Raw genomic sequence first — 12,518 nt, forward strand, 5'->3', positions numbered from 1 at the left:
GTACAGCAGGCAATAACATGTACAAATACATTATTTTTATGTACATTTACTGATATATAATCAGGAGAATAATGCGCAAAAAACAGTTTGAGCCTTTGCGGATCAGTGAATTTATTGAGGATAGCTTTCATTTACCTCCACATGAACAGAATTATTATGAGCTTGTTTATATTCGTTCAGGCAAAGGAACCCATGTGATCAACAGATTTGAACTGAACTATGAACGTGGCGATGTATTCTTAATTAGTCCGGCAGACAAGCATTATTTTAACATTGAAGAAAAGACACATTTTCTGTTTATTTTATTTACAGATACCTACTTCCTGCAGAATAAACGCAATCAAAAGCGCTATGCCTGGATTATGGAGCTGATGAACGACAGGGGATTAAAGGAACGCAAATTGGATATGGGCGAGCATCATCGCCTGATTTACACTCATATCCTGGAAGCGGTCCGACTGTATAGTCATACCACAGTCAGCGAGCGTTCGGACTGGCTATTTGACCAACTCGTCGCGATCTTTGGGCTCTTCAAAGAAATAGCAGAGACGCAACGTTTACCCCAGCAGCATGAACTATATGTTGACCGATCGATTTCGGCTTACATTCATCAGCATATTTTTTCGCCCGAACAACTTCAGGTCAGCCTACTGGCTCAGAAATTCAATATTGCCCCATCCTATTTTGGGACCTACTTTAAGAAGAACTTCGGCAGCAGTTTAAGAACGTATATCAATACCTACCGGATCGAACTCATCGAGAACAGACTTAAATCCAAAGATTATACCTTGAAACAAATTGCTGCAGAACTCGGATTTACCGACGAGAGCCATCTTTCCCATTTCTACAAACGCGCCAGGGGATTTAGTCCTTTACATTATCGAACTCAGCGGACTAAATAGTAGGCTTTCCAGATAATACACCCTGTATACGCGGAAAAATTGCAATTGAATGGGCTAAATCTTGGGTGGAATGACGCTATAAAACTTCAAGCCCTCAGCTTCAAACTTCTTATACAATACAAGTAAGACATCATTTTTAAAGGCAGAAGCATTGGCAGCAAAATTTACCCAGCCGGAAACACTCAGGTAAATCATCTCAGCACTGATGTCCTGTATACTGATTCCGCTATCTCTATCCTTGATAAAATGGTCACTACTTTCCATAGCGTCTTTGATCCATTGTTTGGCTTGGTCCAAATCTGCTTTCCGATCGATATGGAGAACAAAACTTGTCTTGCTGTATTCTTGGGATAAGGTCCAATTGACAACCCTTCCCGACAGCAAATCACCATTTGGAATAATGACATCTGCACCATCACCTGTTTTTAAAACACTGGCGCGTATACCGATTTCCTTGACGCGCCCTTTTTTGTCGGCAAGCTCAATTTGATCACCAACGCGAAACGGCTTATCAAAAACCAAAATTATGCCCGAGACAAAATTATTGATGATATTCTGCATGCCGAGTCCGATACCAACACTCAATGCGCCAATCACGACCGTAAGTTTGTCCAAACTCATACCCAGGGCCGAGATGGCCATAAAGAAACCGATCAGAATAATGGCCAAGCGAAAGAGCGGAAATAAGGTCATCTTCTGATTATAGACCTGGCTGAGCTGACCGTCTTCACCACCAAGAACGATCAAACTAATATTTTTCTGAAACCAATTGGCCACCAACAGCAGTAAAACCGCTACACCAAGATTTCCTAAGGTAAAAGAGATGCTGCCGATGCTGCGTACTTTTCCGAAGAATGTTTCGCTCAATGCCAATAAACTTTCAATAAACTGTAAGTTATTTGCCAGGACAATGATCGCCAAAAGCACACAGACAATACGCAGAATTTCGGTGATGATAGCCAAGGTGCGCTGCTCGTTGAAACGCATCCAAAAACCGGAAGTCAGCCGATCTTTTTTAAACTGATTGCGGACATCCGCCTTAATCATATCCGAAAAATACTGCAGTGTAAAAGACTGCACCAGCCCCACAGCACAGGCAATACTAAAACTACGTGAATGCTCCACATGCCCGATAATATTCAGCGTAATTGCCGTCACGTTGAGTATAGCAAAAATCACATAAATAAAATTACTGATATAACCCGGACTATCCGCATTCTTTATACGCCGTTTCGTATAACTGACCAATCCTAAAGCAATCAAATTGAAGGCAATACAAACGATACGTAAAAACAGGTCATCGCTTACGATCATATTGACAAATACATCCAGGATATAGAATACAATAAGGATAATGGCAATTTTACGCTGCAATCCACTCATGCGATGCCTGAGCAAAAACATGAAGATTAACATGATGACCAATTGGGAAGCCTGCAAAATGAAACTTGGTGTAAAGAAGTTTACAAAAGGCAACAGTGTCAGGAGAAAAATAATGGTTTTCCCAACGATCGCATCAATCGCAAGTTTATGTTCAGGATCATTTTGCCGAAGGATATAAGACACCCGTACAATCCAGTAGCAATACCCCAATCCCAGTACAATCAACAGGATACGGCTCGCCCAATCTGTCCGATTCACATATTTGTCTATCGACTTATTGTTACTGTAATTACTCCGGATATTATTTAAGATCACATCTTTAGAGATGGCTGCCGTATTGGCTTTCCATATCGAACTTTTAGCGGTCACGGAATCGGCTTTTTTGTTTCCGCTTTTCATTTCGTGAACGGTTTCAATCCGAATCAGATGACGTTGATTTTTAGCTATAAGTTCATCAATCGTCCGATTGATCGCCTCCAGCGAATCTTGTTTTGCAGCTAGTTTAAGCTGCGCATTGTCGAGATATTGATACGCTCTACTGTGATTATTGGCACTGATATCATAGCGGTTGATCAGCGTTTTGATCTGATCTGCTGTCACATTGAGGCTATTGGAATAATTGCTGATACTGCCTTTAATAGACTTCAGCTGGCTGATTTCTTCATGGATACTATTTTTTATTAAAGCAATACTATCTTTAGCCGATCCAGCATTCGTTGTCAAGTAGCCATTGGATTTTTCATTCAGCTGCGCGATAAGCTCGGCCATGGAAGCCGTACGAATATTGGATAAAAAGTTTAGATTTACTTTGCGAAGATCATTTCGTAGCTCATTCCGCAGTGAGTCATTTCCAACGCGTGTCGAATCCACATTCGACCGTCTACTTAGGCTGCTATGGTTCGCCGTGCGATCGCCTATCTGATTCTTCCGAACCTGAACGGAGTCCTGTGCAAATCCGTGCAGCTGAAAAGTCAAGAGACTTAAGACAAAAATAAAATGCTTGACAATGCCCAATTTCATACTTCTAATTTTGTTGATTTTCTTTCCTGGCAACAGGTAGTCAAATGCCATGGAAACTACAAATTGCAAAGAAAGGACCAAAGGTTTTTCCCCGACAAAAATAACTTATCTCCTGTTAAAATCGAATAGCATCGGAGAGTTTTAGTTCTTCCAGCCGTTTTATTTTATCATCACGATAAAATAAATTCATCGTTTCAAAAGGAATCAACTTCAAATCTTTATTGACGATGTGGACACAAGATTTCTTAACAGCACGAACATCAAAATCGTAGGCGTCCATAAAATTCATAATGATAATGCGGAAAAGATTGTCGTAATCAAGATCAGGTGCGCACACTTCTGGCAAACAGCAAAGTAACTGGTTTACTTTTGGCTTTACCTTATCCACCGAAATTCCGGTACTAAATATATCCAGCAATTGCATCTGAACACCTTTGTCCTGTTCATAGACAATGGTATTGCGCGATTGGTTATTTAATAAAATAGCCGGATCAATATGCCGGGTCAAGGGTATCCGCTCATCGCCTATCTTCAGGATATAACCCATCGCCAACGCATCAGGATTACAAGGAACAGGAATAATATCATGTGGATCCAATAGGGAATATTGATTCAGAATTTCCTGACGCACCTCGGTCAGTGTCATTTTATGCTGCTGTGCATCGGTCGCATTTCGCCCGGCAATTTCCACCGGTTGAAAAGTTACCCCGCGTACACATCGCTGTTGTAAAGCGTACTCCAAGATTTTATCAATTTCATCATCATTGGTTCCCTTTTCTAAGACCACAACCAATGTTGTACTCAGATTGAGCGCATTTAATTTGTCAATGGCCTTTTTTCGGACATCCGTGAGATCTTTGCCCCGAAACTTTTCGAGCACGGATGGGCGAAAAGAATCAAACTGGAGATAGATTTCAAATTCAGGCGCATAGGTGGCGAGTTGCTCAGCAAAACCAGGATCATTGGCAATTCGGATACCATTCGTATTGAGCATGAGATGCTTAATAGGTTTTGTCTTCGCAATGTCTAAAATCTTAAAAAAATCAGGGTGTATGGTTGGCTCTCCACCGCTGATCTGAACCACATCTGGTTCACCCTCACTTTCGACGATTTTGTCAAACATCTGTTCAATCTCTTCCAGCGAGCGATGTCGTCCGTAGTGGGGCGACGACATGGCGTAACAAGTTGGGCAGGTCAAATTACAACGGTCGGTCACCTCAACAATGGACAAGCAGCTATGCTGCTCGTGATCTACACATAAACCGCAATCGTATGGGCAGCCATAATGTACTTCGTTGTCAAATTTCAACGGTGTTTCGGAGGCTTTATTATAATTCCGAATGTTCTTATAATAGTCAACATCCGTCGCAATCAGCGTTTTGAAAAAACCATGATCGGGACAGTTTTTGGTCATAAATACCTGTTCATCCTCGATAATAATCTTGGCACCCACACGCGAAAGGCATGTTGGACATAGGCTAATGGTATAATCGTAGTACGTATAGTTTCTTACTGGCATCGTTCTGATTTCTAGTTCATAAAGGTAAGTCCGCAGGCAAGCCCTCCTGCCAGCATTGCTCCAATTCCGCCCAACAATACTTTAAGCCAGGGATTGACATTAAACTTCGACTCCTTATTACCTGCTTTAATAATCGAGCCGATAATAATAACCAAAAGTGCAATGCCAATCACAATAGCACCTATAGTAAGAAGAAAAAGTCCCAACATCGCGGTACTTTCCGATCCAAATGATCCTTCAAGCAAATACATGATTCCTATTTTTTGATTAAACGTTCATTTTTTAATAAATAAATATAATAAATTATCACCACGATGCAGGTAATTTGTATGGTACTTAGCCCCAAAAGTATAATTGCCCGTGGCTTAATAAAGTCCAAAAGGAAACGAAAACTAAAATAACTAAGCATAAAAAGCTGAAACAACACACCATTTCGATAATTGTATCGTCGTTTAAAAAGTTGGAGCGTTACAAATAAAAGCAGCAAAAATGCGATTTCATACAGCGCAACTGGATGCCGTTTGTAGGCATCGCCCAAGTACATCCCCAATGGAGAGGTAGTGGGTAAACCGTAGGTCTGCTCGAATACACCCGTGTAAAAACATCCTATCCTGCCAATGACAATTGCGGTAATTAAAGGAAAGACCATCCGATCCCCGGTACTTTCTTTTTTACCCATGATCTTTTTCATCCCTTCTACGGCAACCAAACCTCCTGCCAAACCACCGATTATCGTATTATTCACCCAGATGTAGGTCAATTTATGTGTCGCATTGAGCAACTCAGCCGGACGCTCGAGGGACCCGATAATATGCGAGCCGATTAAAGCGCCTAAGCCGGCAGCAATAACAATAAGAAGTGAATTGGTATGCCCTAAACTTTCCTCATCCTTCCACTTGAGCAGTTGGTAATAACGCATCCCTATAAACATCCCCAACCCTTCCATAAAAGGATGTAAGAGAAATGTTTTTCCAAACAAATCTATCGTAACCGGAAATTCAATTAGCACAAGCATAAACAAGTATACGAAAGACGATCAACAAAATGATAAACAAAATTGCTCACCAAGCAGACATGACGCCAGCATTTAAAAACAAAAAAAGCCAGTCCGAGAAATGGACTGGCTTAAGAATAATTATTTTACGACAGCTATTAAAGCTGATTGCTATACACAAACCGTATTTCCTCACGGAGGTTATAACGCGAAGCCATCACTTCGCCATAGGCGCCTGCAGAACGAATGGCAATTAAGTCGCCACGTTTTGAGACCGGAAGTGGCACTTCCTTACCAAAACAATCTGAAGATTCACAGATAGGTCCAACCACATCATAGTTAATGGATTCTACAGTGTCCACCGCACTGATATTCTCAATTTTATGATAGGCCTGATACAAGGCCGGGCGCATTAATTCAGTCATTCCGGCATCCAATACCAAGAAATTCTTCTTGACACCATTTTTGACATACAAGACACGGCTTACCAAGCTTCCGCATTGCGCAACCAAAGCCCGTCCCAATTCAAAGTGCACTTCTTGCTGTGCTGTACGCTCCAGGAAGCGGTCGAAAATATCAAAATAGGCTTCAAAATCGGGAATTGTATTCCCATCCGGATTTTTATAATCTATCCCCAATCCGCCACCGACATTCAATACACGGATTTGTTTACCGCGTTCTTCAAACCAGTTTTTCCATTCATTGACTTTCACACACAGGCTTTTGAATACGGTCATATCCGTAATCTGTGAACCGACGTGAAAATGAAGACCTACCAATTCAATAGACTCACATTTTTTAAGCACGGCTGCACATTTTTCCAAATCGGCATTGGGCACACCAAATTTGTTTTCATCAAGCCCTGTTGTAATATAATGATGGGTATGTGCATCCACGTTTGGATTGATCCGTAAAGCTACATTCGCTTTTACACCTTTCTTTGAGGCAAGCTCATTGATGACCTCAAGCTCCTGAATGGATTCAACATTAAACGCGAAGATATTTTGATCGAGCGCGTAATTGATTTCCTTATCGGATTTACCAACTCCTGCAAAAGTAACTTTTTTGGAATCAAAGCCACATTCAATGGCTTTCTTCACCTCATTGCCGCTCACACAATCCGCACCAAAGCCGACCGCTTGAATCGCCTTCAATAACTCGTCATTAAAATTGGCCTTTAATGCATAATGAACATGAAATCCCCGTTTGTGCGAAGCAGCATGCGCAGCCTCCAGGGTCTTGTTTAACACATGCAGATCATAATAATAAAACGGCGTTTCTTTCTCTGCAAACTTCGCCGCGATACCTGTATTTATCATATAAAAACCTAATTCTTAAAATAAACGATTGTGCAATGAACGTAATGCTTCAGTTTTATGATCTGAATTCAATAGAATTGACACGTTAAAGTCTGAACCACCATACGAAATCATACGAACTGGAAGGTGTTTTACAGCATCAAGTACGCGAGCGGCATAGCCATGGCTATTCAAACCAAAATCCCCTACAACGCATACAATGGTCTGATCACCATCCACTGTTACTGAACCAAAATCTTCCACTTCTTTGATAATATCCGCCAAATTTGTGGTATCATCAATCGTCAAAGACACCGCCACTTCCGAAGTTGTGATCATATCGATTGGTGTTTTATAACGCTCGAATATTTCAAAGACACGGCGCAGGAAACCGTAGGCAAGTAGCATTCTCGACGAATGGATATGAATTGCTGTGATACCGTCTTTCGCTGCTATAGCACGAATACAACCTTTCTGCGCACCGTCTTTACTGATCAATGTCCCTTTTGCATTGGGTTCCATCGTATTCAACAACCGAACTGGAACGTTATATTTTTGCGCTGGGAACACCGATTGTGGATGTAAGATTTTAGCACCAAAATAAGCCAGCTCCGCTGCTTCATCAAAGCTTAGATGTGCAATCGGTGTGGTTCCTTTGACAACACGGGGATCATTGTTGTGCATCCCGTCGATGTCAGTCCAGATCTGAACTTCCTCGGCACGGATTGCTGCCCCGATCAAGGAAGCCGTATAATCTGAACCTCCACGGCGCAAATTATCAATTTCACCAAAAGAATTACGGCAAATAAAACCTTGCGTGATAAATAGGGTATTTTCTGGACTCTGGGCCAAAATATGGCTTAGCTTTTCGCCAATGTAATCAACCATAGGCTCATTGTCTTCATCAATTTTCATAAAGTCCAGGGCTGGCAACAGCACGGATTTTACGCCAATTTCATTCAGGTAAAAATGCCATAAAGCGGTAGACATCAATTCGCCCTGTGCTAAAATAACTTTCTCCTCGATGGGTGTAAACAATTCGTTGGCCAAGGTAGAAATCAGGTTAAAATGGTAATCGATCAATTCTTTACCATTTTTATATCCCTGTTCAGTACTGAAAAGTTCTTTAATAAGGTCTTCGTACTTATCCTTATGCTTCTTGACCAACTCTTTAGCTTCGTCCTTCTTACCTGCTGTGTAAGCTTGACCGATTTCAACCAAAGCATTTGTCGTTCCAGCAACTGCGGACAACACGACGATCTGACGTTCAGCAGGGTTTACAATATCCAACAACCCTTTGATACGTGCTGCACTCCCCACGGAAGTACCACCAAATTTTAAAACTTTCATACTGAAGTTACAATTATTAAATTTCTGTGTGCCAATATAGGCAATTCATGAATTTATATTAAAAAAAATGCGGCACAAAATCATGAAAGTTTTGTGCCGCATACCTTTATGTTATGCGGAAGAATTACTTCTTCAAGTTTTCGATCAGCAGACCGGCCAATTCTTCGCCGATTCTTTCTTGAGCTTCATTAGTTGCCGCTCCAATATGTGGCGTCAATGAAATTTTCGGATGTTTTAAAATCTCCTCACGTGGAGTAGGTTCGTTGTCGAATACATCTAAACCAGCAAATGCTACCTTGCCCGAATCCAATGCTTTCACCAATTCCAACTCATCAATAACGCCACCTCTAGAAGCATTGACTAAGCCTACACCATCTTTCAATAATGGGAACTCTGCAGCTCCAATCGCTGGTTTATCCAAAAATGGAACGTGTAAAGAGATAAAATCTGAAACTTTCAATAGCTCGTCCATCTCCACTTGTTGAATAGGCACGTCAACCTGGATGCCACCTGAAAGTGTTATGGTCAACGCTTTTGGTCCTTCGAACAAATCCGTATAAACCACATCCATCCCTAGACCAATGGCGATTTTGGCAACTTCACGACCGATACGGCCAAATCCAACGATACCGATCGTCTTACCACGAAGCTCCGTACCGGCACCATAAGCTTTTTTAAGGGCGCCAAATTTTGTGTTGCCCTCAACTGGCATTTTTCTGTTGGCATCGTATAAGAAGCGGACACCATTCAATAGGTGAGCAAACACCAGCTCAGCAACGGATAGCGAAGATGCCGCCGGGGTATTGACAACAGCGATGCCTTTTGAACGGGCATATTCTACGTCAATATTATCCATGCCTACTCCACCACGGCCGATAACTTTCAAATTAGGGCAGCCATCAATCAGGGCCTGACGCACTTTAGTTGCGCTACGTACCGTGATTGCGTCATAAGCAAGAAGCTTTTCTGGAAGCTCTTCTTGTGGAATATGCGTTGTATCTACACTATGACCGGCATCTTCCAGCATTTTTTTTCCTAGTGGATCGATACCGTCATTCGCTAATATTTTCATCTTTATAATTCGTTTTTAAAGGTAGCAGTACCATTCAACTCATTGGAAGATCCAATCCCGTGAATACGATACGACCTTTATAATTCGTAATCTAACTAATTATTTATTCGTCAACTGTTAAATTTCAGCAACATGCATGCAGCCTTAGGCTGTATGCGTGTCCTCAAATTCTTTCATGGCATCAATCAACGCATTTACGCTGCTCAATGGTAAAGCATTGTAGATTGAAGCTCTAAATCCACCGACAGAACGGTGACCTTTGATGCCAATCAAATTACGTTCTTTCGCCAAAGCCAAAAATTCAGCTTCCAACTCTGGTGTATCCATCACAAAAGTAACATTCATGCGTGAACGGTCTTCTACAGCAGCAGTACCTTTGAATAATGGGTTGCGATCGATTTCATCGTATAAAGCACGTGCTTTGATGATATTCTCTTGTTCCAATACCGAAACACCGCCTTTTGCTTTTAACCAACGAAGGTTTAACATCGAAACAAAAATCGAATATACCGGTGGTGTATTGTACATTGAACCACCGTTGATATGCAATTGATAATCCAACATCGATGGAAGAATACGTCCTGATTTACCTAAGATATCATCTTTAACAATCACGAGTGTAACACCTGCAGGTCCCATATTTTTTTGAGCACCAGCATAAATCAAATCATAGTCAGCAACGTTGATCTCACGTGAAAAAATATCAGAAGACATGTCAACAACCACTGGCAATGCGGTTTCGGGTTTATCAAAAACCTCCGTACCGTAAATGGTATTGTTGGCTGTATAATGAAAATATGCCGCATCTGTTGGGATGGCATATCCCTTAGGGATATAGGAATAATTTTTATCAATCGACGAAGCTACAACATCTACTGTACCGAATTTTTTAGCTTCTTTTAATGCTTTTGTAGCCCATACACCCGTATCCAAATAAGCAGCCTTACCGCCTTCAGGTAAAAGATTCAACGGCGCCATTGCAAATTGCAAACTTGCCCCTCCTTGGAGGAAAAGAATCGAATATCCCTGAGGTACTGCCAATAACTCGCGTACTAATTGCGTGGCTTCATCTATCACTGCTTCAAACTCTTTGGAACGGTGAGAGATCTCTAAAATTGATAAACCGGTGTTGTTAAAATCAATTACAGCTTCTGAGGCTTGTTGAAATACTTCCTTTGGCAGAATACATGGACCTGCTCCAAAATTATGTTTCATTGATGTTATAGTTTGTTTGATTGCTATTTTTTAACCCTAGCTAAGCAATCCGTTGTTTAAAAACCAAAGGTAAAATAAAATTATATATTTTTCAACTAATCTGTTTTTTTATTGAAAATTTATAAAATTCTAAATGATTTCAATAAAAAGATCGCATAACAAACAGCTAATTCAATGCAAAAAACATCAAATAAGCAACACTTTCCATGCCATATCTACCTGATTATCTTGCAAATACTCCTTAGCCTTGAGCTGAAGATGGGTATTACGAGAAGATTGATCACCAATAAAGGCATTTAGCAATTCGTAAATTTCAGGGAGACTCGTTATATCATCTACCTCCTGTGGCGTGGGTAAACGGTCGACCTGAGCCAACTTCATTTTTTCGTTCTCCGTAAAAACGGTCGATTCCTTTATAAAAAGTGGCAGCTGATTGTAATCCATAAAAAAAAGCAGAAATTTTATTCAAATTTCTGCTTAATATCTCAGAAAATAAAATTCTTATATTTTTTCAATAATTCGATCTGCAAATTCGCTTGTTTTGACCAAGGTCGCATCATCCATCAAATTGTAAAAATCCACCGTCACAGTCTTAGCCAATATCGTTTCTCCTAAGGCCTTAACAATTGCCGCCGCCGCTTCGGTCCAGCCGAGGTATTCGAATAGCATAACACCGCTTAAAATAACCGATGAAGGATTCATGGTATTGGTATTTGCAAAGCGAGGTGCAGTACCATGGGTGGCTTCAAAGACAGCGTGCCCGGTTTTAAAATTGATATTAGCACCCGGTGCGATCCCTATACTGCCAACCATTGCTGCCAGCGCATCAGAAATATAATCACCGTTCAGATTCAACGTTGCTACAACAGAAAAATCCCGTGGATTCAGCAGGATCTGCTGTAAAAAATTGTCGGCAATCATATCTTTAATCAAGATTTTACCGGAATCCAAGGCCGCTTTTTGCTCTTGGTTAGCAACCTCAGCACCCTTTTCCTCTTTCGTTCGCTCCCACTGTCCCCACGTATAGGTTTTGTCGGCAAATTCCGTTTCAGCAACCTCATAAGCCCACATCTTAAAAGCCCCCTCCGTAAATTTCATGATATTTCCTTTGTGGACAATCGTCACGGAAGGCAAATTGTGATCAATAGCATGTTCTATCGCTGCACGGACTAATCTTTTGGAGCCCTCTTCAGAAACCAGCTTGACACCGACGCCTGTCGTGGCCGAGAAATTGTAATCAATATCAAGCTCATCATGCAAGAAATCCTGGAATCTGTTGGCTTCAGCTGTTCCTGCCTGAAACTCTATTCCAGCATAAATATCTTCGGTATTTTCGCGAAAAATCACCATATCCACATACTCGGGATGTTTGACTGGCGAAGGTACACCCTCAAACCATTTTGTCGGGCGTTGACATACATAGAGATCCAAATCCTTACGCAACGCAACATTCAACGAACGGATTCCCCCGCCTACTGGCGTGGTGAGCGGCCCTTTGATTCCAACCAGGTACTCTTTTAATACATTCAACGTATCTTTTGGTAGCCATTCGCCTGTTTCGTTGAAAGCTTTCTCACCTGCCAACACCTCCTTCCATGTAATTTTCCGTTGTCCGCCGTACGCTTTCTCCACCGCCTGATCAAAAACACGCACTGCCGCATGCCAGAGGTCAGGACCAATGCCGTCGCCGATAATAAAAGGAATTGTTGGAAAATCTGGAACCTGTAAAGTTCCTTCACTTGACATTGTAATCTTATTTGACATA

The 12,518-nt window shown here is 41.4% G+C and carries 11 protein-coding genes; 1 reads left to right on the plus strand and 10 read right to left on the minus strand.

What is annotated here, in order from left to right; all coding sequences use genetic code 11:
* Positions 1-71 precede the first annotated feature (71 nt).
* A complete protein-coding gene (locus B3P16_RS21610; protein WP_286832018.1) occupies positions 72-902 on the plus strand; it encodes a helix-turn-helix domain-containing protein in 831 nt (276 codons plus the stop codon).
* A 54-nt stretch (positions 903-956) separates the two neighbouring features.
* Here the strand turns inward: B3P16_RS21610 and B3P16_RS21615 are convergent, their stop codons facing one another.
* The 10 genes from B3P16_RS21615 to icd form a co-directional block, all read right to left on the minus strand.
* Positions 957-3,356: a mechanosensitive ion channel family protein gene (locus tag B3P16_RS21615; protein WP_286832019.1), complete on the minus strand. Its 2,400-nt coding sequence runs from the start codon at positions 3,354-3,356 to the stop codon at positions 957-959.
* Positions 3,357-3,420: 64 nt separating this feature from the next.
* Positions 3,421-4,824, minus strand: coding sequence for a radical SAM protein (locus B3P16_RS21620; protein WP_286844291.1), 1,404 nt, complete (start codon positions 4,822-4,824; stop codon positions 3,421-3,423).
* A gap of 11 nt (positions 4,825-4,835) precedes the next feature.
* Positions 4,836-5,075: a hypothetical protein gene (locus tag B3P16_RS21625; RefSeq protein WP_046675824.1), complete on the minus strand. Its 240-nt coding sequence runs from the start codon at positions 5,073-5,075 to the stop codon at positions 4,836-4,838.
* A 5-nt stretch (positions 5,076-5,080) separates the two neighbouring features.
* On the minus strand, positions 5,081-5,839 hold the full coding sequence (locus B3P16_RS21630; RefSeq protein WP_286754404.1) for a prolipoprotein diacylglyceryl transferase: 759 nt from the start codon (positions 5,837-5,839) through the stop codon (positions 5,081-5,083).
* Between the two features lie 137 nt (positions 5,840-5,976).
* Positions 5,977-7,137, minus strand: a complete 1,161-nt coding sequence (lysA, locus tag B3P16_RS21635) for a diaminopimelate decarboxylase (protein ID WP_286832020.1) — start codon at positions 7,135-7,137, stop codon at positions 5,977-5,979.
* Positions 7,138-7,152: 15 nt separating this feature from the next.
* Positions 7,153-8,466: an aspartate kinase gene (locus B3P16_RS21640; RefSeq protein ID WP_046675821.1), complete on the minus strand. Its 1,314-nt coding sequence runs from the start codon at positions 8,464-8,466 to the stop codon at positions 7,153-7,155.
* A gap of 124 nt (positions 8,467-8,590) precedes the next feature.
* Positions 8,591-9,538 carry a D-2-hydroxyacid dehydrogenase gene (locus tag B3P16_RS21645; RefSeq protein WP_115048054.1) on the minus strand — a complete coding sequence of 316 codons (948 nt, stop codon included), beginning with the start codon at positions 9,536-9,538 and terminating at the stop codon, positions 8,591-8,593.
* A gap of 144 nt (positions 9,539-9,682) precedes the next feature.
* Complete coding sequence (gene serC, locus B3P16_RS21650) at positions 9,683-10,753, minus strand: 3-phosphoserine/phosphohydroxythreonine transaminase (RefSeq protein ID WP_070569687.1); 1,071 nt, start codon at positions 10,751-10,753, stop codon at positions 9,683-9,685.
* A gap of 186 nt (positions 10,754-10,939) precedes the next feature.
* The gene (locus tag B3P16_RS21655; protein ID WP_070569685.1) at positions 10,940-11,197 is read right to left on the minus strand and encodes a hypothetical protein; all 258 of its coding nucleotides are present in this window, start codon (positions 11,195-11,197) and stop codon (positions 10,940-10,942) included.
* Positions 11,198-11,254: 57 nt separating this feature from the next.
* Positions 11,255-12,517: an NADP-dependent isocitrate dehydrogenase gene (icd, locus tag B3P16_RS21660; protein ID WP_286844292.1), complete on the minus strand. Its 1,263-nt coding sequence runs from the start codon at positions 12,515-12,517 to the stop codon at positions 11,255-11,257.
* Between the last annotated feature and the right edge of the window lies 1 nt (position 12,518).

The sequence above is a fragment of the Sphingobacterium sp. UBA7631 genome (genome assembly GCF_002483935.1).
GTDB lineage: Bacteria > Bacteroidota > Bacteroidia > Sphingobacteriales > Sphingobacteriaceae > Sphingobacterium > Sphingobacterium multivorum.

Coding starts and splice junctions, on each gene's coding strand:
- B3P16_RS21610 (WP_286832018.1), top strand. CDS start 72: ATGCGCAAAAAACAGTTTGAGCCTTTGCGGATCAGTGAATTTATTGAG.
- B3P16_RS21615 (WP_286832019.1), bottom strand. CDS start 3,356: ATGGCATTTGACTACCTGTTGCCAGGAAAGAAAATCAACAAAATTAGA.
- B3P16_RS21620 (WP_286844291.1), bottom strand. CDS start 4,824: ATGCCAGTAAGAAACTATACGTACTACGATTATACCATTAGCCTATGT.
- B3P16_RS21625 (WP_046675824.1), bottom strand. CDS start 5,075: ATGTATTTGCTTGAAGGATCATTTGGATCGGAAAGTACCGCGATGTTG.
- B3P16_RS21630 (WP_286754404.1), bottom strand. CDS start 5,839: ATGCTTGTGCTAATTGAATTTCCGGTTACGATAGATTTGTTTGGAAAA.
- lysA (WP_286832020.1), bottom strand. CDS start 7,137: ATGATAAATACAGGTATCGCGGCGAAGTTTGCAGAGAAAGAAACGCCG.
- B3P16_RS21640 (WP_046675821.1), bottom strand. CDS start 8,466: ATGAAAGTTTTAAAATTTGGTGGTACTTCCGTGGGGAGTGCAGCACGT.
- B3P16_RS21645 (WP_115048054.1), bottom strand. CDS start 9,538: ATGAAAATATTAGCGAATGACGGTATCGATCCACTAGGAAAAAAAATG.
- serC (WP_070569687.1), bottom strand. CDS start 10,753: ATGAAACATAATTTTGGAGCAGGTCCATGTATTCTGCCAAAGGAAGTA.
- B3P16_RS21655 (WP_070569685.1), bottom strand. CDS start 11,197: ATGGATTACAATCAGCTGCCACTTTTTATAAAGGAATCGACCGTTTTT.
- icd (WP_286844292.1), bottom strand. CDS start 12,517: ATGTCAAATAAGATTACAATGTCAAGTGAAGGAACTTTACAGGTTCCA.